This window comes from Paraglaciecola sp. L1A13, assembly GCF_009796745.1.
Taxonomy (GTDB): Bacteria; Pseudomonadota; Gammaproteobacteria; order Enterobacterales; family Alteromonadaceae; genus Paraglaciecola.
In genome coordinates this window covers 755,872-778,401 of the sequence record NZ_CP047024.1, presented here as the reverse complement: position 1 = coordinate 778,401, position 22,530 = coordinate 755,872, and the positions used below count along the sequence as shown (strand labels likewise).

The 22,530-nt window shown below is 42.9% G+C and carries 15 protein-coding genes; 7 read left to right on the top strand and 8 right to left on the bottom strand.

Going from position 1 to position 22,530, the window contains the following annotated elements; translation table 11 throughout:
* The first annotated feature begins 75 nt into the window (after window positions 1-75).
* The 6 genes from GQR89_RS03220 to GQR89_RS03195 all read left to right on the top strand — a co-directional run bounded on the left by GQR89_RS03220 (window position 76) and on the right by GQR89_RS03195 (window position 6,801).
* Entirely contained in the window at window positions 76-2,316 is a 2,241-nt protein-coding gene (locus tag GQR89_RS03220) for a polysaccharide lyase 6 family protein (RefSeq protein WP_158768732.1), read from the top strand.
* A 180-nt stretch (window positions 2,317-2,496) separates the two neighbouring features.
* On the top strand, window positions 2,497-3,258 hold the full coding sequence (locus GQR89_RS03215) for an SDR family NAD(P)-dependent oxidoreductase (RefSeq protein WP_158768731.1): 762 nt from the start codon (window positions 2,497-2,499) through the stop codon (window positions 3,256-3,258).
* A 75-nt stretch (window positions 3,259-3,333) separates the two neighbouring features.
* Entirely contained in the window at window positions 3,334-3,768 is a 435-nt protein-coding gene (locus GQR89_RS03210) for an RbsD/FucU domain-containing protein (RefSeq protein ID WP_158768730.1), read from the top strand.
* 100 nt (window positions 3,769-3,868) lie between these two features.
* Window positions 3,869-5,107: an Nramp family divalent metal transporter gene (locus tag GQR89_RS03205; protein ID WP_158768729.1), complete on the top strand. Its 1,239-nt coding sequence runs from the start codon at window positions 3,869-3,871 to the stop codon at window positions 5,105-5,107.
* A 12-nt stretch (window positions 5,108-5,119) separates the two neighbouring features.
* Entirely contained in the window at window positions 5,120-5,617 is a 498-nt protein-coding gene (locus GQR89_RS03200; RefSeq protein WP_158768728.1) for a gluconokinase, read from the top strand.
* 98 nt (window positions 5,618-5,715) lie between these two features.
* Entirely contained in the window at window positions 5,716-6,801 is a 1,086-nt protein-coding gene (locus GQR89_RS03195) for a polysaccharide lyase family 7 protein (protein WP_158768727.1), read from the top strand.
* A 140-nt stretch (window positions 6,802-6,941) separates the two neighbouring features.
* On the opposite strand, the gene GQR89_RS03190 is transcribed toward GQR89_RS03195, so the two are convergent.
* The 4 genes from GQR89_RS03190 to GQR89_RS03175 all read right to left on the bottom strand — a co-directional run bounded on the left by GQR89_RS03190 (window position 6,942) and on the right by GQR89_RS03175 (window position 12,210).
* A complete protein-coding gene (locus GQR89_RS03190; RefSeq protein ID WP_158768726.1) occupies window positions 6,942-8,018 on the bottom strand; it encodes a class I mannose-6-phosphate isomerase in 1,077 nt (358 codons plus the stop codon).
* A gap of 134 nt (window positions 8,019-8,152) precedes the next feature.
* Window positions 8,153-9,394, bottom strand: a complete 1,242-nt coding sequence (locus tag GQR89_RS03185; protein ID WP_158768725.1) for an Nramp family divalent metal transporter — start codon at window positions 9,392-9,394, stop codon at window positions 8,153-8,155.
* 128 nt (window positions 9,395-9,522) lie between these two features.
* Window positions 9,523-10,737, bottom strand: coding sequence for a mannonate dehydratase (gene uxuA, locus GQR89_RS03180; RefSeq protein WP_158768724.1), 1,215 nt, complete (start codon window positions 10,735-10,737; stop codon window positions 9,523-9,525).
* A 15-nt stretch (window positions 10,738-10,752) separates the two neighbouring features.
* Window positions 10,753-12,210, bottom strand: coding sequence for a mannitol dehydrogenase family protein (locus GQR89_RS03175; protein ID WP_158768723.1), 1,458 nt, complete (start codon window positions 12,208-12,210; stop codon window positions 10,753-10,755).
* Between the two features lie 658 nt (window positions 12,211-12,868).
* On the opposite strand from GQR89_RS03175, the gene GQR89_RS03170 reads away from it, so the two are divergent.
* Window positions 12,869-15,889 carry a TonB-dependent receptor gene (locus GQR89_RS03170; RefSeq protein WP_158768722.1) on the top strand — a complete coding sequence of 1,007 codons (3,021 nt, stop codon included), beginning with the start codon at window positions 12,869-12,871 and terminating at the stop codon, window positions 15,887-15,889.
* A gap of 395 nt (window positions 15,890-16,284) precedes the next feature.
* Here the strand turns inward: GQR89_RS03170 and GQR89_RS03165 are convergent, their stop codons facing one another.
* The 4 genes from GQR89_RS03165 to GQR89_RS03150 all read right to left on the bottom strand — a co-directional run bounded on the left by GQR89_RS03165 (window position 16,285) and on the right by GQR89_RS03150 (window position 22,482).
* Window positions 16,285-17,619: an MATE family efflux transporter gene (locus GQR89_RS03165; RefSeq protein WP_233269060.1), complete on the bottom strand. Its 1,335-nt coding sequence runs from the start codon at window positions 17,617-17,619 to the stop codon at window positions 16,285-16,287.
* A gap of 55 nt (window positions 17,620-17,674) precedes the next feature.
* Window positions 17,675-18,439, bottom strand: a complete 765-nt coding sequence (locus GQR89_RS03160; RefSeq protein ID WP_158768721.1) for a 2,5-didehydro-3-deoxy-L-galactonate 5-reductase — start codon at window positions 18,437-18,439, stop codon at window positions 17,675-17,677.
* Window positions 18,440-18,560: 121 nt separating this feature from the next.
* Window positions 18,561-20,627 carry a DUF4962 domain-containing protein gene (locus tag GQR89_RS03155; RefSeq protein WP_158768720.1) on the bottom strand — a complete coding sequence of 689 codons (2,067 nt, stop codon included), beginning with the start codon at window positions 20,625-20,627 and terminating at the stop codon, window positions 18,561-18,563.
* Between the two features lie 64 nt (window positions 20,628-20,691).
* The gene (locus tag GQR89_RS03150) at window positions 20,692-22,482 is read right to left on the bottom strand and encodes a hypothetical protein (protein ID WP_158768719.1); all 1,791 of its coding nucleotides are present in this window, start codon (window positions 22,480-22,482) and stop codon (window positions 20,692-20,694) included.
* Window positions 22,483-22,530: the final 48 nt, after the last annotated feature.

The following is a 22,530-nucleotide window of genomic DNA, read 5'->3' as shown; positions in this document are numbered from 1 at the left end:
AAAAAAGAGCCATTGCCAGCGAGCAAATTAATTCGTTTTTAGTACCCAAAAATTAAAATCAGGAGTACATCATACATGTCAAAAGTATCTAAAATACCCTTCTTTCCCTTCGTATTACTACTTACGCTCGTATCTTTTTCGCAAGTGAGTAACGCGGTGCTTGTCAAAAATATCAAGCAGTTCAATGAAGCCGTAGCATCAGTGAAACCTGGGGATGAAGTTGTTCTGGCAAACGGAACGTGGAAAGACGTAGAGTTAGTTTTTCAAGCGAAAGGCTTACCAAAAAAACTCATCGAACTAAAAGCACAAACCCCGGGTAAGGTCATTATCACAGGGAAGTCCAATTTGGCATTTTCTGGCGAATATCTGGTTATTTCAGGCCTAGTGTTTAAAGATGGATATACGCCAACTGGCGAAGTGATTTCTTTTAGAACATCCGACGAAGACTTGGCTAACCACTCTCGAGTGACGAATGTTGTTATCGATAACTTCAGTACCACTGATCGCCAAATGTCTGACCTGTGGGTTGCTATGTACGGTAAAAACAATCGCTTTGACCATAACTCCCTAGTCAACAAAAGAAATCGTGGCGTAACCTTAGCGGTACGAATGAATTCTGAAGGTAGTCGTAAGAATAATCACCTTATTGAATATAATTACTTTGGGCCTAGACAAGTACTTGGCGCCAATGGCGGCGAGACGCTTCGCATCGGCACCAGTCATTTTTCTCGAGAGTATTCGAACACCACCGCCCAGTATAACTATTTTGACCGCACCAACGGCGAACATGAAATCATTTCAAACAAGTCGAGCGGCAACTCTTTAATTAACAATGTGTTTTTCGAAACTCAGGGCACACTGACGATGCGCCATGGTCACTTTACCACAGTGGAAGGAAACTACTTTCTGGGTAATCGTAAGCCTAATACTGGCGGTATTCGGATCATTAACGAAAGTCAGTCGGTCAGTAATAACTATATGTACGGGCTGACAGGCCAAAGATTACGAGGTGCTCTGGTTATTATGAACGGAGTTCCTAACTCGACCCCCAATCGCTACGATCCTGTTATCGACTCAGCCATGAACAACAACATTGTAATTGACAGCGATCACATCGAACTTGGCGCTGGCGCAGATGAAGAACGTTCCGCGCCACCAACTACGTCAGAATTCACTGGAAACATCATCTTAGGCAAGACCAATTTAACGCCATTTACACTGTATGACGATATGTCTGGTATCAAATTCGAAGCAAACTATTTAAACGAAGAAGCCAGCACACCGATTAAATCGGGCTTCGCCAGTACACCCTACTCTGTGACCACGAATAAGTATGGCTTAAAGGCGCCTGATAAAGCGTTGTTGGAAAAAATCGGTTTTGGTGAAGTTAAATTACCGGTTACCAAAACAGAGGTAGGCGCAAGCTTTTATCCCAAGAATGAGATTGATGTTGTCTTTAAAAGTGGCGAAAAAATTGCTGTAAAACCTGGCACTAACACCCTGCTGACCGCTTTGGAAGGCAGTAAATCTGGTGACATTTTAGTACTTGAAAATGGTGGCGAATATCTACTGACTAAGTTCGCGGAAGTGCACCACCCCATCACCATCATGGCACAAAAGGGTAAAAAGCCAGTCATCCGCTCGCAAAAGCCTAACTTTATCAACATAGAAAATGGTGGTGCATTAGAAGTAGAGAACCTTTGGTTCGACGGTGCACAATCGCCCGATTACAAAGGCAACACCATCATTAGTACGAGCAGCAACTCAATGAACATCAACTACACCTTATCGGTACGCAACGTTAAAGTGACAGACCTTGATGTGAATGGTTACTTTTATTTCTTTAAGGCTAATGCAGGAACTTTTGCCGATAGCATTGAAATTATAGATTCAGAATTTAGCAATATTACTGGCGCTATTCTGCAATTAAACAGAGAAGTAGATGACCTAGGTGTATATAGCGTTGAAAACCTCGTTATTTCTGGCAATACCTTTACTGACATTAAAGAAGAAGTCGCAACAGTATATAGAGGCGGAACAGATGAAAGCACCTTTGGTCCGGTAGTCACCGTAACAGATAATACTTTGACTAACGTAGGCAAAGGACCAACCCATAGATCTGGTGCATCCATGTATTTTCATGGGGTTCAAAAGTTGAATATTTCAAATACGACTTGGAATAACAGTGCTCCACTTGAGCTTTTCTTAACCAATGGCGAACCTATCACTGTTATTGAGAATGTTGAGATGAAAGACACTGGTAAGATCCGCGCAAACAATGGCGAATATAAAACCTCAGATGTGACTTACGATTAGCCTGTCATTTAGCACTTGATGGATTTTCCCATGCTTCCCGGTTTCTTAACAAAAAGAGTCGCTGGGAATAATCGATTCAAGTACAACGAACCCATTATAAATCCAGGGGCCCAGCGATAAAATGTCTGCTATGGGCACCCCATTATGATTATCGACTTATAAGATTTAGGAACAACGAAAATGACAAAGTTAACCGGCAAAAACGTGCTTATCACCGCAGGCGCCCAAGGCATTGGCGAAGCAATTACCAAACATTTAATTGATAGCGGCGCTAACGTTGCTATCCACTATTTCTCAAGTGCCGACACAGCGAACGAATTGGTCGAATACGCAGTCAGCAAAGGCCAAAAAGCGGTCGCGATAAGTGCTGACTTAACCAACGAGACTGAAGCAAATGCGATGGTCGAACAAACCGTAGATGCCCTTGGAAGTTTGCACATACTGATCAACAACGCAGGCTCACTTGTCGCAAGACGATTACTTAACGAAATGGATGCCCAGTTCTGGCACAAGGTCATGGACATTAACCTTACCTCTATGATGTTTGTGACACGTGCCGCAGCACCTTATTTAGGCAAACATGAAAGCAGCAGCATTGTGAATCTAGCATCACTCGCTGGTCGTAAAGGCGGTCACCCAGGGTCATTAGCCTATTCCACTAGCAAAGGCGCCATTCTCACGCTAACGCGTGCGCTATCTGCTGAACTAGGACCACAAGGTACTCGGGTCAACGCTGTCGCACCAGGGCTTATTCTAGGCACCTCGTTTCATAATACTCACACAACTAAAGCCTCTGCGGACCAAACAATTGCAGGTATTCCTATTGCACGAGCAGGCAACGCGGATGATGTAGCACGAGCGGTGGTCTATTTGGCATCTGAATTTGACGGCTTTATCAGCGGCGCTACGCTCGATATAAATGGCGGCGTATACAACATGTAGTTGTTTATTAAATCATAAACAATCTTGCGCGCGTTGGCGCTACTTTCTATTCAGCCATTTAAAAAAGATAATTTTATGCTTAAAACAGCGGTAATTCACCCGACCATTATGGAAGCCCTCGCCCGCTCTGGGCATTTTGCCCAAGTTGTCATTGCAGACGGCAACTTGCCGGTAGGTGCTATGACAGGTCCGAACTCAACGACGGTGCACCTTAACTTTCGTCCCGGTTTGTTAGATGCTTTAACAGTGCTCGATGGCATACTTGAAGTTTGTCCGGTTCAAGGCGCAATTGTGATGGAGAAGCCCGTTGAAGCGAATGCGGAAATTCACGACGCCTACAAAGCCATACTCGGGGATGTTACGTGGGAAGCGATGGAGCGCTGGGCGTTCTACGACAAAATTCGAGAGCCAGCTACGACTTTGATTATACAAACGGGTGAACAGCGCCGCTTTGCCAATATTATCCTCACTGTCGGGGTGGTAAAAATGGCAGAAGAAAGTGGCTTTTAATCGTTAGGCTTAAATGACTGCCAAGCACGATGGAAACACGTATAACAGGCTATAAAAGCCTGCAACTAATAATATATCAGTTCATTTTTGGGGAATAATAGTGTCAGCATTAATTAGAGCTATTTTGAGTTTTGGTCCAGCGTTTTTAGCCATTGGCTACACCATAGGCACTGGCAGTGTGACGGCCATGATTGTCGCAGGTAGCACCTTTGGCATGCAGTTGTTGTGGGTTTTGCTATTAAGCTGCTTGTTTTCGGGGGTCCTTATTTACGCCTATGGTAATTTTGCGTTAGTTACGGGAGAAACAGCGCTTTATAGTTTTAAAAAACATCTTAAATTCGGTAAGGTGATTGCTATCCTTATCATCATAGGTGTGTCCTTCGGCCAATGGAATTCACTGACTGGCATACTAGGGATTTCCTCCAATATTTTATTTGAAATGATCGCCATGTACTTCCCTGCTGTGATCCCACATAAATATGGTGTGGTAGTAACAATAGCCGTGCTAGTGATCAGCATCATGTACGCAATATTGCTAATCGGAAAGTACTCATTATTTGAAAAAATTCTCGTGATCTTTGTGTCCTGCATGGGGCTATCCTTCATAATGTCACTGTTTGTTGTGCACCCAATGCCCGTTGAAGTCATGCGCGGACTTATACCCGTTATACCCGATGTAGTGGGTGGTAAAATGATGGTAGCAGCTTTTGTTGGCACAACCATGGCCTCAGCTACTTTTCTGTCTAGACCTTTGTTTATTCAAGGCAAGGGCTGGGGCATTGCTGACAGAGCGCAACAAAAGAAAGATGCGATTGTTGCCGCTGTGCTGGTGTTTGTTATTAGTGGTTCTGTTATGGCTGTAGCCGCAGGTGCTTTGTTTCATGAAGGAAAACCAGTTACTGACGTATTAGATATGGTCAATGCCCTTGAACCCATAGCCGGTAAAGGTGCACTAACGGTATTCTTTTTCGGTACGCTTGCCGCTGGTTTGTCTTCCGTGTTCCCGTGTATGTTAATAGCCCCGCTGTTAATAGAGGATTACCGCTCGGGCAAATTGGATACCCAATCTAAACAGTTTCGTATCATCACAGGTATAGCAGCGTTATTTGCTCTAACTATTCCGGTATTTGGTTTTAACCCCGTTAAAGGACAGTTATTAACCCAAGTCTTTAATGTATTTGTTTTGCCGTTAGTTATTTTGGGGATAATTCTAATGGTCAATAAAAAGAAACTGATGGCCGAATATGCCGCAGGTTATCTACTCAATATTGTATTAGGTTTAGCGTTTATGTTTTCTATTTTGATTTCGTTTAACGGTATTCTTGGTCTACTAGAGTAATAAGGATACAAAATGATTGTAATTGTATGCGGAGTATCAGGAACAGGAAAGTCAACAATTGGTACGTTGCTGGCAGAAAAACTGGCATTGCCTTTTTATGATGCCGATGATTTTCATCCCCAATCCAATGTTCAAAAAATGACAAGCGGTGTGCCATTGAATGACGAAGATCGCCAGCCGTGGCTCGAGACGCTTTCAACCCAACTAGCTTCATGGGAAAGCCAAGGTGGGGCGATACTGGCCTGTTCGGCTTTAAAAGAGGCATATCGCGCTACGTTGGCGTCAAAATGTGCAAACAATATTGAATGGATCATTCTTAACGGTTCAAAAGCGTTACTTACCGAGCGATTAGCATCTCGTAAAGGGCACTTTTTCGAGCCGCGATTATTGGAGTCACAACTTAGTACGTTGGAGCTACGTGAGGATGACTGGGTGGTTGATATAAAACCGCCACCAGAGGAAATAGTTGGCGCAATCGTTCAGCGCTTGCAACCACCTAACAAAGCCTAAGGTATGAAAGACTATTACGCCCAATTTTATTGAGCAGGTTTTATCTTTTAGCCACTACATATTCGACACCTTTTATCATCATTAATGGAGTATAAATAATGAATTTAAAAAAAATACTATTCCCTTGCAGTGCCATTGCAATATGCGTTTTTGCCTTATCAGGATGTAATGCAACTGATAATACCAATGAAAAACAACCTATGGTGCCAGCAGATAAATTTGATTTAACCCATTGGAAAATGACCATCCCTACCGACAGCAACAATGATGGTAAAGTCGATGGTATCAGTGTTAAGCAAATACAAACTTATCAACACCCTGATTATTTCTATTTAGATGCGCAAGGTAATATGGTGTTTGCTACACCTAATAAAGCGTTCACTACCCCCAACTCATCTAATACCCGTAGTGAATTACACCAAGTCGTAGGTGACATAAATAGTAGAGGTGATGGTTTTGCGAATAACTTCTCATTAGCAGCCAATAAACGTGCTGACCAATACGGGCAGACAGGTGGCAATCTACAAGCCACTCTGCATGTTAACCACGTGGCTAAACGTGCTACTTATCCCAATAAACCCCCTGCTTATTCAGTGGTAGTCGGTCAAATTCATGCCACAAAAGATAAAACCTTGGTTGCCGAAGGCGAAGGTTACGGTTATGGCAATGAGCCCTTAAAAATCTATTTCAAAAAATGGCCAGACCATGAATACGGTTCAGTATTTTGGAACTACGAACGAAATCTCGCGAAGGAGAATCCGGATAGACAAGACATTAGCTACTCAGTATGGGGAACGCCATGGGATGAATCAGCTGACCCTGGTGAGCAAGGTATTGCCCTTGACGAAACTTTTAGCTATGAAGTGAATGTTTACCAAAATACTATGTATTTAACGTTCACCAGTGCTCGTCACGGTACAAAAAATTATGCCATCAATCTCGCTAATAACGTCGATGCAAATGGAAAAGTTGATAAACTCGATCACCCGAATGGATATGCTGGTGATGCTAATTTCTTTAAAGCTGGTGCCTATGATCAATGCAGTATTAAAGATGATCCGGGTATGTGGTATCCCGCATGTTTGGGTATTGGCGATTGGGAAACAGATAAGAAAAATGGCGACTATACACAAGTATCCTTCTCACGTTTAGTCACAGGACCCGCCAAGAAACCTAGCAACTAGTTTCTGACTGTTATTATATTTATTTGTCAGTAAGGTTGGATTTAACCCAGCCCTGCTGACATACACTTATACAAGAACAACCTATAAGCGAGCAATCTCACTCGTTTATTGCGCTTTCACATAGCACATATTTTAGGTTATTAAGTATTACCGGGATAACATTCTAAGATAGACATGCCCGATTGTGATTCATACTGAAAATTGCTAACCCCAGCAGGACAGAAAAAACGCTCCCAACGGTTCAGTTGTGTCACTTCATCGCCAATTCGAAGCGTACCAGAACCCTCTGTCACGACACCATAGAAAAAAGCCTCTTCATTGCGCACAAAGCTGCCATTGACCGAAGCTCGCTTGACCGTAAAACAGCTTGTTTTGTCCGCCCCGATAAGCTCTTCAAGGCAGTTACCTTGCTCATCAGTAGTAAGAACTTTAGGGGGGCAACGAAATTCAGCATCTACTTTATCTGCAGGAATCGGCTCAAAATTAAATACATCTAACGCCATTTCAATCCCTCTGTCCATGAATCTTGCCTGCTCGGGGATCACATATCCGCAGCGCTCAAATTCAAACCTCACAGCCAAATCCGACGGCTCCATAATTTCCAGCATGAGTATGCCTTCACCTAGAGCGTGTGGACGACCTCCTGGCAGCAGAAACACGTCGCCAGGCTTAACAGGTATGCGGTCAAAACAACTTTCTATCGATTCGATATCCTGCGTTTCAATCCATTCTTTTAATTGCTCACGACTAGGCGGACGCTGAAAACCAGCGTAAATGTAAGGGTCGCTCACGTCGTCTCGCGTTTCCAAAATAACATAGGCTTCGGTTTTACCCCGGGGTAACCCAAGTCGCTCTTGAGCAAAAGCCCGAGTAGGATGGGCTTGAAAGTGTAAACGCGTAGCGCTATCTAAATATTTAACCAGCGGAATATCGTCCAACGAGCGTGGCGAGCCATTAGCATTTCCCAAGAAATACTGCTGATCACGTTTAAGTAAATCACGAAACGGCACTGACTGCCCGTCGTCGTCTTTAACCATCGCTAAACCTTCCGTCACATGCTCGCGACCAACATTACGCGCTTGAACTGTTGAGCCAATCCAATCTTCAGGGAAGCTCGAATCTTCAGGTGTCTCTTTACCTTCAATCGTATCGAGCAGCTTACCGCCTTGATACGTTCGCCATACACGATTAGCAGTAAACTTAATAATTTGATTCATAATTCTATTTCCATTACTTCATGCTCAAGTGCACAGTAAAGCCACCGGCTCATGAGATTTAAAATATTGCCAAGGCGTAATTAGGTTTTGTCGAAAGTGGCTGAAAAACGATGCCAACCCACCTAATTTCCACGTTATAGCGCCTGCAAAGTAGAGAGGATGCCATGGTAGCTCATATAACTCATGACCAAAGCGAAGACAAAAATCATCGATAATATAACGTTAGTTATCGTTGAAAACTTGTGCTCTCCCATTAGGCTCTTTTTATTGCCTATGTAGACGATACACCCAACCGTCGCAGGTAACACTAATGCCCCAAATGCCTGCGAGCTGACCATGACTGCAATAGGCTTAGCGTTAAATATAGGTACGATTAATCCTAACAAGGAGATGACTAACGCCATAATTCGATAGCTTGGTCTCTTAAGGTTTGGCTTACGTTCATGAAAGTCGTCCAGTAACCAAGGTAGCAATGCCACATTAGGGAACTGCGACGACACACCAGCAGCTATCAGTCCGATAGTAAAAATAGCCACGGCAGCAGAGCCCGCTAGCGGTTCCAGCAGGTTAATCATTTGGGTTACGTTTACCAATGTAATCCCCTTAATATATAAGGAGCCAGCTGCAGCGGCCATTATTGAGGTACTAACAATGAACATCAAAAATGCCGAAAACAGCGCATCTCTATTTTGGGTCTTCAAGTCGGCCATAGTCCAACCGGCTTCTTTAACAAGAATGGTGCGTAATATAAACAACCCAGAAAAAACTGTGGTTCCCACCATAGACGCTATCACTAGAAATGAGTTTTTATCTGCCCCAGTATCGGGCACATTGGGAACCATGCCTTTTAAGATGTCTATAGCGGGGGGCATTAAAATAATAAAATTAATTAAAAAGCATAGGGCCATAATGCCAACAAAAATGGCTAATACTTTTTCAAATACTTCCGTTCTTCCAACTAAAAAAATCATATAGACAAAGGCGATGAAAAAGAGGGCAAAATAGATCGGGGATATGCCACCATCAATAAAATTCTTCGACCACTCGAAACAGACGTCCGCTAAAATGCCCATCACGCCAATAACACTTCCGCATATCTGGGTGGTAAGCGCGACAATAAAAAATATGCTCACCGCTGGGTGAATATGCCGTTTAAATGATTGCAGCGCCGTCAAACCCGTGACCAAGGTAAACTTGCCAAATAAATGAATTAAAAAATAGGTAATAGCACAGGAGATAAAAATGGTCCAAAGCAAGGACATGCCGTAATCTGCGCCAGCTTTTGCCATCGCAGTGACACTGCCCGTGCCGACGGTAAATCCAAACAAGAATATTCCGGGTAGTAACGATTTAAAAAACGTTTTTATATTATTCATTTTAGTGTGTACCGGCAGTTAACATAACCAGAGAATGACGAATTTAATCTTTACTTAAGCGATACAATTCGTAAGAATTTGCAGGTACACATTCAAAATAAGACGGTACCTGCTACATAATGATTTTGCTATTTTTGAGCGGATAGCGCCCGAATCACACCCCGTACTTCAGCAAGACCTTTTAGTCGCCCAATGCCCGAGTAACCAGGATTTACGGCTTTACCAATATCCCCCATCATTTGGTGACCATGATCAGGCCTGATAAAGATGTCCTGATATTCAGCATTTTGCTCTATCAGTTTTTCGTTTGAACGCCTTGTTTCTTCGTTTAACAATTCCTTTATCACTTGCACCATGTCGATATCGCTATCAAGATGACTGGCCTCAAAAAAAGAACGTTGTTCGTCAGGATCACGACTTACACCGCGCAAATGTGAAAAGTGAATGCGGGGCCCGAATTGCTTCGCCATAGCAGGCAAATCATTGTCGGGGCGGCTGCTATAGGTACCGACACACAACGTAATACCGTTTGACGAACTAGGCAGAGCCTTAAACAGCAATTCTAAATCATCAGCAGTACATATGATGCGCGGCAGACCTAACATATCTCGGGGAGGATCGTCTGGGTGAATAGCTAGCTTAACGCCCATTTGTTCAGCCCGCGGTAGCACTTTAGAAAGGAACGCGAATAGATTTTTGCGCAACACATCACTGCTAACATCTTTATAATTAGCAAGCATCGCGCGAAAATCATCGATACCATAGCTATCAGTCATTCTGCCCGGTAAACCAGCAATAATATTATTCGTTAAATTCGACCGTTCTTTTTCAGACATGTCATCAAAAACTTGCTTGGCTTCAGCGATTTCTTCAGCACTATATTCAACCTCAGCATTTTCGCGCTTAAGAATATAGAGGTCGAAAGCCGCGAATTTTTTCTGGTCAAAACGCAGTGCATAAGCACCACTGGGAAGCTTAAAGTTAAGATCGGTGCGGGTCCAATCGATAACAGGCATAAAATTATAGCAAATGGTTTTAATGCCACACTGGGCCAAATTCTCCATGGATATTATCCAGTTCTCCACATATTTCTCATGGCCAGAACGCGCTAATTTAATGTCCTCATGAACAGGTATACTTTCAACCACACTCCACTTAAGCGGCGCAAGATCAGCTTCGCAGTCTTCTATTAATGACTGATGCTGACGAATAGCTTCCTTAGTCCAAATCTCACCAGTTGGTATTGTATGCAGAGCGCTGACCACGTCGGTGGCACCCGTTTGTCTTATTTCTTCTATGGTTACAGGATCGCTTGGTCCAAACCATCTCCAAGATTCGCGCATAATCGTTTCTCTATTTTAAGTATTAAAAAAAGTATCTATCGCTTGTTCTATGCCAACTTCATTAATATTGCGGTGAAATTGTTGCACCGACGCCATAAAATGGGCATCGCTGAAAAAGCTAAACTTGTCCGCACCTGCTAATTTAAGAAAGCGCTCTACATCGTCAGAATCGTTCTTGGATATGACCTCGGCGAATGCATCTCGCATAGGGTCATTCAGATCATCGCTTAGCAGCGCTTTGCGTATAAAGCAGACCCAAGCCGAAAGAGCAAAAGCCAGATAAGATGAATCATCCCCATGGTTAAGCGCATCATCAATGGTAGGCAACAATCGTTGCTGAATCTTCTGTGAACTGTCGGTACCAACCTGCAATACAGCGTAAGGCAGGTTGCCATTGCGGAAGCGCGCGAGTACCTGATCGATATAAGTTTCGCCACTGACATCTTCTGGAACAGGTGTCACAGGCATCACGTTTAGCTTGAGTGCCTGTTCGGCAAATCGCGCAAGCCTTGGGCGTCGCAATGCTTCATGAATAAACTGATCACCGGCCAGATAACCTAGCGCTGCCAGTATGGAATGCCCAGCGTTTAAGAAGCGCAGTTTAATTCGCTCGTAAGGTGCAATATCATCAACGAAAAGCGCACCTGCGCGATCAAAGGGAGGACGCACACCAGCAAAACGGTTTTCAATAATCCACTGAGTGAATGGTTCTGCAGCAACCGGCGCGGCGTCGAATACCCCAAGTTGCTCTGCCACTTGGTCTTTTAATTGTTGATTGGTTGCAGGAGTCACTCGGTCGACCATTGATGAGCTAAAAACCACGTTTGCTTTAACCCAGCTTAGTGTCTCTGGGCTGTGACGTTCCAATAAAATCTGCACGCCACTCAGAAGATGTTCGCCGCCCGCATGCATATTATCGCAACATAGAATAGTTAATGGACTGCTTTGGTTTGTACACCGCTTGATCAATGCAGCGGCCAGATAACCATAAGCCGTTTGCGGCACATTAAGTGATTTGAGATCTTGGGCAATATCGATATTACTCAGATCAATCTGTCCACTCGTTAGGTAGTAGCCTTTTTCAGTTATCGTGGTAGTGACCAGTTGAGTTTGGTTGTCTGCTACTACATCAATCACTGATTGGGGCGATTCTGCAGCCACCAATATATTTTGAATTGCACCAATAATACGGTAACTCGTAGCCTCACCTAATGAAGCTAATGTATATAAATAATTCTGCGGGGTGAGATTGTCTCGCATGCCGGGCGAACGCATTGAAATTCCTGTGATGCCCCATTTTGTTTCCCCCTGATTCAGCAATGTGTCGCAATACACCGCCTGATGAGCGCGATGAAAATTACCGACACCAAAATGAACAATACCCGAGGTTATAGAAGCAGGTTCGTAACTCGGTCTTTTTATAGCGGCCGAAAGTTCACGTAAGGTGTCTATACTTAATCGTTCTATTTTCATCAAAATCTACTTTTTATGTGTGAGCCATTCACAGGCTATTGAAAGGCTCAATATATGACAGGTTAACGAAACGTTTATCGCATAAGATAAATACCAATTTTGAATCTATCCCTGATTAACTCAACGTGCTCAATGGTAGAAAAGCTATATACACAACTGGGATACGTCCGCCTGCCAGTTATTTTCCATGCTTGGATAAATCGTCATGTCTATTACCAATAGGTCTTAATAGTTGCTTATTTGTTAACGAAATCATTATGACCATTTTTATATTGATGTCCAGCCCATCGAATAAAAGTAAAAAATAAATAAGCCCATTCGCGCTAAATATAGCGCTTTTTCAAGTCTGTAAATTTAGAATAAAAAACAAATAAGAGAATGATTTTTATAGATTTTATCTTGCCGCAATAATCCCAATTACATATTGGTAAACCAATGCGCCTCAAACTGGTATAACCAAAATGTTTTCAAAAGACCTGATTAGAATAGACTAAGGGTTGACCAATTTGTTTTTTTAGAATACTTTTGTAACAACCTTGTTAGCGTTTTGCAGACCATATGTAATATTGATGTTGCGAGGTGCAAAAACTATAAATTAACGAAGTGGTGTTAGGGGGATTCATTGAGGCTCTTTAATCGCTGCCCACGGAGACACAAAATGACGCACAAACTATCTAGAATATCCTTAGCGGTTTTAGCAGCTACTTCGCTGAATTTCGCATCCTCGGCTCTGGCTCAACAAAACCAACTGGAAACTGAGGTCGATGAAACCGAAGTAATACAAGTTTCCGGCATACGTAGCTCTCTCACAAACGCGCTTGCTGAAAAACGCGATGCGAGCAACTTGGTTGAAATTATTCAATCAGAAGATATAGGTAAATTACCCGATCAAAACTTAGCTGAGGTTCTAGAGAACGTTACTGGCGTCCAAATTACAAGAACAGCAGGTGTTGGTACTGGTGTACAAATCCGTGGTACTAACGCAAACCGTACCGAAATTAATGGTGTGTCTACGGTAGGATCTGGCTCTGGCCGTAGCGGTATCAATTTTGAAGATGTTTCAGCCGCTATTATATCTGCAGTTGAAGTAACCAAAGCGCCTTCAGCGAAGACCATTGAAGGGTCTGTTGGTGGTACGGTAAATTTAAGAACTATTCGTCCATTACAGTTGGACGAAACATTGGCTTCAATAAGAGTACAAGGTGAGAACAGTAGCCTTTCAACCGATAGCACATTTACGCCAAGATTATCAGGCACCTTTGGTGACAACTGGGAGCTAGACGCGGGTAGATTCGGTGCAGTATTTAGTGTTAGTTACGCTGAACAGGACGTGACAGCATTTCGTCCTCGTGCAGACCGCGATAACTCAGTCGCTTCAGCAAGTGGCGTTGATAGTGCGCAATCTTTCGATTATTTACCTATTCAATTCTTCGTGCAAGATTACGATAACTATGAATATGAAACCAAAAACTTTGCAGGTACGTTAGAATTCGCACCCAATGACAATACCAAGTTTTTCTTTGATGTCGTTATTAACGATCAAGAACGCAGACAAGAAAGCTCAAGAATTCAAGCATCAGGTATCAGCGGCCTTAAAGATATTGCCACTCCAACTGGATTTGAAACCGTTAACTTCGGGTCTTTAGATGGCGTGAATCTAGGCAGTATACAAGCGGCAACTCAAGGTGTTATTCCACTTGATGCTGACGGCTCAGACGGTAACCTGCGCTTTTCTGGCGACACCAACTCTCGTATTACTAAAAGTGAAATATACAGATTAGGCGGTGAATGGACAGGTGAAAACCTTAAATTCAGTGTTGAACTAGCATCATCGAGTTCTGATACTACGACGCCTAGCTTTAATACGACACTTAACTTTATCAACCCTAATTCTCCTCTTGATTCAGCTACCTTATTAGCAAATGCTGAGTTAAATGCAGCCAATGCGGATAATCCTGATTGGGTTGATCTTTATGATTCAAATGAGAATGGCACACCGTTTATATATGACCTTACCGGCGGTGCACTAGCCTTTGGTATTCCAACAGGCGATGCAACGGCACCCACTTCAGAGCAATTGCTTGACCCTGCTAACGTTGTACTACGTGACGTTAATATCGGCCGAAATAAGTCTGAAAATGGCGAAGATGCTTTTCGTACTGATTTTACCTACTATATAGATAGCATAATTACCTCAGTCGATGTGGGTTACCGTTACAGTAAAGTAACCAGTCTGCTTGATGAAATTAGCTCAAACGTAGGTTTGCGAGATATCGCTGATAGCCCCTCAGGCGATCTCTTCTCTGAGCTTCTTGTAGCAGGACCTAACAACTTTAATGATGCTGATGGTCGCGAGTTATATGTTCGTGACTTCTTACTTCTTGATGCAGAACGTGTTGCCTCTGACCCAGATGGTGCATTAGCTATTTTGCAAAATGCTATCGATGAGCATGGGGGTTCAGTTTCAATTGATGCGCCTACATCAAGCTCAGCTGGTTTCTTTGATATCGAAGAAAAAACCCACGCTTTATATGCGCAAGCTAATTTTGAACATGGCATGTTCCGCGGTAACTTTGGCTTACGTTATTTACAAACTGACGTTACATCAACTGGTAACTCTATTACCCAAGATGGCGCCGGCAACGAATTAGTGTCGCAAGTAACAACAGAGGGTGATTATAACTTTGTGTTACCTCGAATTAACTTAGTGGCTGATGTACATGATGATGTAGTGGTTCGCGCTGGTTGGGGTAAAGATATTCGTCGACCTGATTTTAATGAGTTATCTACCTCTGTTACCTTCTCAACAAGCCCTAACCCGGCAGTTTCAATCGGTAACCCTGGCTTACAGCCTGAAGAAGTAACCTCATTTGATTTATCAGCTGAGTGGTATTTCGCTGAAGCCAGTGTACTGAGTGTTGGGTTTTTCCATAAAAAACGTACCGATCTGTTCGTACAACAACAATCGAACCCGTTTGAAGATTCTGTCACGGGCTATCGTGACTTGACCGACCCGTGTGAAGGCGGCGGTATTTTCAACCCTATCGCTGATGTAAACGTTTTTGGCCCTGAAGTAGGTGTGGGTGTTTGTGTACCGACCACGACTCAAATCAATGACTCTGGGGAAACCACGCAAAAAGGCATTGAGTTTGCACTTCAATATGATTTGGCAAGCTTTGAAGATGAGTTAGGTTGGGCATCTGGTTTTGGTATTATTGCTAACTATACCATTCAAGAATTCTCAGGTGGCGAAGCGGTTAATGGCGCAACAAGTCGTGCGAACACAGTATTTGCATTGTCTACGGGTGTTGATGATATAGACGTCACAGCCGTGCAAGGCTTACTTGACCTATCTGAAAATGCTTATAACTTTACGCTTTATTACGAAAAATATGGTGTTTCAGCTCGTATGCGTTACACATGGCGTGAAGCGTACCGTTCAACTGACTTCGGCAGTACTTCAAGCCTTCCTTGGGGTTTCCCAGTGGTTCAAGAAGACCGGGGGCAGCTTAATGCCAGCATCAATTACGATGTGAACGACCAATTGAATATTGGTATTGAAGCAGTCAACATCACTGAGTCTGAAGTTGAGCAGTCTTGTATTAATGAAGGTGCGCTGTTGTGTTATCAAGGCCTAACAGACCGTCGTATTACTGCAGGTGCTACTTACCGCTTCTAATGTCTTAGACTGAAAGTTTAAGCACACTAGCGTGCTAAAGCAGGAACCCATTAACCCCAGCCCAGTGCTGGGGTTAATTATTTTTGCTTTGTAAAAATAGGCTTAGCTTAGTATTGCTAATAAGAACTGTCCGCTTTACTTTTCTCTCGGGCAATATGAGCTACGCAACAGACGCGCCATACCACTTATTCAAACATGCTAGCTTTATCCTCTTGCACTACTGTCTTTTATTGCTGCCTTTCAATACAATTTTTTAATAAGCTGGATCGTCTTAGAAGAATGCCGTTGTTATTCCCACATCTAGGTTTGTAACTTGGCGTGGGTGAGTATCGTTGATGATTTAATCAGTGGATGTGGCTTAACAAAGAGTTATTAAATCAAACGTTCGCAGGCGATTATTCTGGATTTAACCGACTGATATAGCGCTGTTTAAAATGGTGAAAGGGTAACGTTTTAAGAAGTTCTTCAATGGGGATCATGGCGAATGCCCAGAAAATAGAAACATCTAAATAGAGGATAAGAAGCGCACAAATCGGTAGTGAAATAAGCCATTGCGTCACAAAGTGAATTTTCAGTACAAGATTACTATTGCCAAGCGCACGCAAAATATTACCGGCAACAGTGTTGTAAGCCCGAATAACAGGTAAAGCGATGTACAGCGGAGCGATAACCATTAATGCAGTTTGCGTGTCAGGATCAATATCGGGGTATATAAGCAATATAAATTGACTCAGTAGCAACAAAAGCCCTGCAATAACGACAGATACTGTCATGCCTATTTTAGTACAACGCTTGATAAATAATTTTAGCTCTGTGGTATCGTTTTGACCCAGCGCTTGACTGATAGTAATGCCTGACGCTTGTGCCCAAGCATTAGGGAATTGTGTTGCAGCACGTAACCAAGGGAAAATTAAGGTAATAGCAACAAAGGAGTACAGTTCCAGTTGTGCAAACAACAACTGATAGACAGTCGCCCCAATGGAAAGAACTAAAAAGTTAGCTGCTATAGGGTATATCTGTGCATATTGAGGCCGTAACTCCCGCCAAAAATAACGACTCTGGGGATACCTTAAATCCACTTCACTATCTATTTTTAGGGCTACATAAAGAAATATCGTTCTTAAAAGTACCGCGACTAAGCTCCCCCAAGCAGCCCCTTCTAAACCCAATCCTTGATATTCTCCAAGCCCGTTTATCAACACATAGCTGAGCAATGCATTTACGGGCAATTCAATCATAAAGCCTTTTAAAGGTACTTGTGTCTTACCATTTCCATTGCAAAAAGCAGTACACACTTGAGTGTATGCAGTTAGCAAAACGATATATTTGGTAATCGAAAGATAGGATTCAGTCAGCTTAGCCAGTTCTGCATCATCAGTAATGAACGACACTATTTCAGTGCCAAAAAAGTGTAGAACAAAAAGGAAAACTAGCGAGGTGACGCTGTTGATGAATAGCCCAGACCAATAAGCAACTGCAAGGTCAGCGCGACTATTCGAGCCAACAGCCCGGCCAACGAGCAGTTGAATGCCATTGCCAATAGCGATCTCTATCCCTAGTACAAACGACACTATTGTGGCTGCAATGCCCATTGCAGCCACCGGTAATTCCCCCAAAGGCGCAACCAAATAGGTGTCAATAAGTAACATAGACTGTACAAGCAAGGCATTAAAAGCTAACGGCCACGCTAACGCCCAATTTTTTTGAATATACGTTGCGGATTTAATCAAATACACGCCTCTATTAATCTTACACCCACAATGCGCCCTTAGAGTGACCTAGCGTTTACCGACCCATCCAACCACCATCAACCAATAAGATAGCGCCATTAACGTAAGCTGAGGCTTCAGAAGCTAAAAACACAGCAGGGCCTTTAAAGTCATCTGGGTTACCCCAACGTCCCTGGGGTATACGCGCCAAAATAGACGCAGCTCGTTCAGGATCACTGCGCAACCCTTCGGTATTGTCTGTGTCAATATATCCTGGAGCAATCGCATTTACATTCACCCCCTTACCAGCCCATTCATTTGATAATGCCATCACAAGTTGCCCTATCGCCCCTTTGCTTGCTGCATATCCAGGAACGGTAATACCACCTTGAAACGTTAATAACGACGCAGTGAAAATAATTTTACCCGCTTTGCGAGCCACCATGTCTTTACCAATTTCACGGCTTAGAATGAACTGAGAATTTAAATTAACATCAATAACCTTATCCCAAAGCTCATCACCATGCTCTATAGCGGGTGCTCGTAATATGGTTCCTGCGTTATTGACCAAAATATCAATTTTTGGGAAATCATCTTTGACCTTTTCAATAAATGCGTACAGCGCTTTGCGGTCGGCAAAATCACATTGATATCCTTTGAAGCTTCGCCCGAGTGCATTCACTTCTTTTTCAATTGCTGAGCCGTGGGACGCCAAACTAGCGGACACACCGATTATATCCGCCCCGGCTTCCGCTAAACCCAGCGCAATGCCTTTTCCAATTCCGCGCTTACAGCCGGTTACCAATGCGACTTTGCCTACTAAACTAAATTTATCTAACATGTTATTTCTTTCCAAATAATTGTTCACGACTGCTGGGCAATATAACCAACCACTTCAGTGAGCATGGTCTTTCGTTCTTTGCCCCAGATAGGCTGTCAGCTTAAAAGCTAATTCTAAACAGCTACGCTATCCCATCATAATGGGTCGTTTTAACTGTTTTACCCGTCTTGTCGGTTAAAATAGAAATCCATTTTGCATTTGATTGAATCTCACCGTAAGCGATCTTGTTTTCACTGGAGAACAAGAAAGTTTCAATGTACTTTTTGGAAGTTATTTTTACACCAATACAGTTATCAGCTTCGATTCGCTGAACTGAAATATCCTGAGAGATACCACTTTGCAGCGCATCTTTAGGCTGAAAAACATTGAGAAAATAAGCATTTTTACTTTTCTCAGGGTTCTCAATCAATAACGTTTTCAAACTGATACGGCGAATATCATCAGGGCGCTGTGGCGTCATAATCTCTTCGACTAGGGTTTCATCGACTTTTGTATCACGCGCCTTGGGGAACATTGTAAACACATTTAAAGCTCCCCTAGCGTTTACAATTTCAAACTGATCTTGGGTCACTTCGTTTGCATATCGTTCAGAGTGCATACGCCAAGTGTATGTATGTTCCAGTTTACTCTCCAGTTCATCTAAAAATATAAAGTACCCGCATTCACTATTAATAATGTGCCGTGCATTGCGTGTTAGTGCCATCTCGGGATAATACATCTTACTTGATTCGCCAACGACGTAGGTATAGCCATTATCACTTGAAAAAGCCTCTACTTGTGCAATCGCATCCTCTGGCACATCTCGCCAAACGTTATGAATACCTTTGCAATTTAAATCAAATCGTTGTGGGTCGCTTAAATCACCTTCTAACCATATTTTCTCGCCTACGCAACCCGTACCATCGACCGTAATCAAGTTATGCACTTCGGCTTTAGATGTTCGGTTATAACCTTCATCAATCGCTAACGACGCACCATTATGTATCAATATAAAGTGATTAAAATCTACGTGGTAGTGAGTCAAACTACGTGTTTTCCAATCATTTTTTTTGTCTAACTCCCAACTGAGTTTCCATTGTTTGTGGCCACCAGCTGGGCTTGATTTAAATGAAAGATGAGTCGCATCGGTTTCCCAACTTGACCGCATGACAACAAGCCCTAAATCAGGAAAATACTTCGTTAGCGGCAAGCTTGCAGGAGACTGCGGTTCTATTTCCGGGTTATACCAAATCAATTCCAGAAAAGCTTCAGGCAAGATCCCAGGAAATATTTTACTTTCATAGGCTTCTCTAAACAGAAATTTGTTGCGTACTAACTCACCCAACCATTGCGCTTGACCATTTGAGTATTCCGCTGCAATTTTATAATACGCAGAAATTGAATGAGAACTTCGTCTGTCATGCACATCGGCGAAATTAATGTTTTCTTCCCAATTCGGTGCACACTGATAAATACGGTAATCGAACGAGTTCTTTAAGAATCCCGCATTAAAATAGTTTGGTCCCCCGTCTTGGCGAATATAATCAGCAGCAGAAAGAAAGAAATTGATGGCATAACGCCAATATCCTGTCCCCTCGTAATTTGATCCATCCTCAGGCAGATATTCAAATACCTTCTCAAAGTTATCTTTAATCTCATCAATCCAAACTTGCGCGCCTTTATGTTCCTCACGGATTGCGTAGGCAGTTGTCAACAAGCCTGAATAGTTAATCCAGTTATGGTTTTGCCAATAATTAGTTGACCAACAATGTCCCAAATTTTCTTGGCCATAGTCGAATATTTTATTGCCTTGAAGAATCAACTTATTCAGAAATTTTTCACGCTCTTCTTGTGACAAGTGATCTTTAAGCCAATCATAGGATAATCCCAAGCCATATAATAACCACGACGCACTAAGATCCACGTCAACTAAGAATCCAAAACCCCAAACATCATAGTCAACCGCTGTAAAAATCCAACGTTTTGCTTCTTCGAGGTAATGCTCTTGATCAGTTAATAGGTAAGCTAAGCTTAAATTAGCCGCCGCCATTCCCATATAGGTGATACTGGTATGAGGGTGCTCTTTTGAAAGCACTTCCCCTTCATATAAACGGCATTGCTCTATAAGGCGAGTAAGGTGTTCCTTTCGAGTGGTATTAAGCTGTGCTTTTAATACATCAAGCTGATCATTTATAAGTAAGTAAGGCATGGTAAACCCCTGTTTTGTAAGGTGAAATTTTTATAATGAAGCAAGCATCATTAACGAGCTGCTATCAGTCAGCTCGTTGCGCTTCAGTATTAATTGATGACGCAGGCGCTTTCCCTGCCCTGAGCATCAATAAACTGATTGCCCCTATGATCAGCGCCAACACTAAAATGGTAAGCCTTCCTTCAATAGGATTCGGTATCACCAGCATTAACGCAATGAAACCTGTGACTGCAATGCCGAAGCGCCCGATCAGTGTCAATTGTGTTAAGTCATTGCCCTCACCCACTTCTTTTGCAAAGTCGATGGGCGTTTTCATATTCGTAATGAACTTATCGACCATTTGACGATGAGGAGAATCTTTAGCTGGCGCAAAAAGCGTTGATATAAGAAAACCGAATGTCCCCGTGCCTAACACTCCGAAGAATTGCTGCTGAAAACTCCATTGGAAGTTATCACTGTAGTTTTGAGAAAAGCCAAAATAGCTCAACGGCATCTCAAAAAAAGCCAAGCTTGAAAATACAAGCGCGCAAGCAATCGACAGTAAGGCCGCCCACCAAGGGGTTTGTCGAATAAACATACCGAGTAGCAAAGGAATGGTTATAGGCATGGAAAGCAGCGTGCCTACCTGCAACATAATATCGAATATTCCAGAACCATCTTGTTGTGCAAAATACATCGCTAAGCAAACAATCAGCACGCCCATAACCCAAGTCAAAATACGTCCGTAATGCAATAACTCTAATTCTGCTTTTGACTTCCATCGCAACAAGCGAGCCATTTTCGGATATATGTCTTTTATAAGAATAGCGACATTCGTATTAAGACCTGTGTCCATCGAACTCATAGTCGCAGAAAGGATCGCGACAACGATCAATCCAACAAGTCCGATGGGCAATAGACTAATACTGGCAACGGCGTAGGCGGCTTCAGCTGGCTTAGCGATATCGAAAGACATCACCAGTTCAGGATATAGAAGACGAGCTGTAATAGGAGGCAAGAACCAGATAAAACTGCCGAGCAACATTAATATGGTACAAAGCAACGCTGCCTTTCGCGCTTCGCGTCCATCTTTGACAGAAAAATAACGTGGGGCAGCATTCATCGAGTTAAAAACAATAAACTGTTTTGCCATCATGGCGCTCGCCCAGCCCCAAGTATAAGCACCACCAAAGAGAGTAGTCGAATTGACCATGCTGTATTGCTCAGTAAGACCTTGCGCTTCTATTTCTGCAAATAAATTATCAATTCCGCCAAGTGCATCTAGACAAAGCCAAGCAACAATCAGGGTTAGAGGTACAAGAATTAAGCCTTGAAGGAAGTCGGTCGCCATAACAGCCCAACGCCCACCTGTAGCAGAATAAAGGAGTACAACAATACCGCAGACCACGATGACATAATTAATATCGTAGCCAAATACCGCCGAGCAAAAAATACCGAGGCCGTAAAGTGCCATGGCTGAATAAAGGATACGTACGGGCACTTCATAGTATGCGTAGAAATCGCGTGTTGTTTCACCAAAACGACCGGCGATGGCCTCAGGGAATGTGGTTACTCGCATTTGACGCAACCAAGGTCCCATAAAAAGAAAGTTAACGAAAAAACCAAGGGCGTTACCAATAAAGATAAACATAGCGGAAAAGCCGGACTCATAAGCTATTCCAGCCGCACCAGTAAATGTCCACGCACTGAAAGCACTCATGAAAGCACTACTTCCTACTAACCACCAAGTACCTTTGCTGCCTCCTTTAAAATAATCATCCGTGTTAGCCGAGAATCGTTTAAAAACAAAGCCAACGACAATAATCAGCATGAGATACGCAACTATGACTAGGTATTCAATATTCGAAATTTCCACTTTCTTACCTCATATGAAGTTACCAATGCTAATCATACAAAGGGTAAC

Coding starts and splice junctions, on each gene's coding strand:
- GQR89_RS03220 (WP_158768732.1), top strand. CDS start 76: ATGTCAAAAGTATCTAAAATACCCTTCTTTCCCTTCGTATTACTACTT.
- GQR89_RS03215 (WP_158768731.1), top strand. CDS start 2,497: ATGACAAAGTTAACCGGCAAAAACGTGCTTATCACCGCAGGCGCCCAA.
- GQR89_RS03210 (WP_158768730.1), top strand. CDS start 3,334: ATGCTTAAAACAGCGGTAATTCACCCGACCATTATGGAAGCCCTCGCC.
- GQR89_RS03200 (WP_158768728.1), top strand. CDS start 5,120: ATGATTGTAATTGTATGCGGAGTATCAGGAACAGGAAAGTCAACAATT.
- GQR89_RS03195 (WP_158768727.1), top strand. CDS start 5,716: ATGAATTTAAAAAAAATACTATTCCCTTGCAGTGCCATTGCAATATGC.
- GQR89_RS03190 (WP_158768726.1), bottom strand. CDS start 8,018: ATGAATCAAATTATTAAGTTTACTGCTAATCGTGTATGGCGAACGTAT.
- GQR89_RS03185 (WP_158768725.1), bottom strand. CDS start 9,394: ATGAATAATATAAAAACGTTTTTTAAATCGTTACTACCCGGAATATTC.
- uxuA (WP_158768724.1), bottom strand. CDS start 10,737: ATGCGCGAATCTTGGAGATGGTTTGGACCAAGCGATCCTGTAACCATA.
- GQR89_RS03175 (WP_158768723.1), bottom strand. CDS start 12,210: ATGAAAATAGAACGATTAAGTATAGACACCTTACGTGAACTTTCGGCC.
- GQR89_RS03170 (WP_158768722.1), top strand. CDS start 12,869: ATGACGCACAAACTATCTAGAATATCCTTAGCGGTTTTAGCAGCTACT.
- GQR89_RS03160 (WP_158768721.1), bottom strand. CDS start 18,439: ATGTTAGATAAATTTAGTTTAGTAGGCAAAGTCGCATTGGTAACCGGC.
- GQR89_RS03155 (WP_158768720.1), bottom strand. CDS start 20,627: ATGCCTTACTTACTTATAAATGATCAGCTTGATGTATTAAAAGCACAG.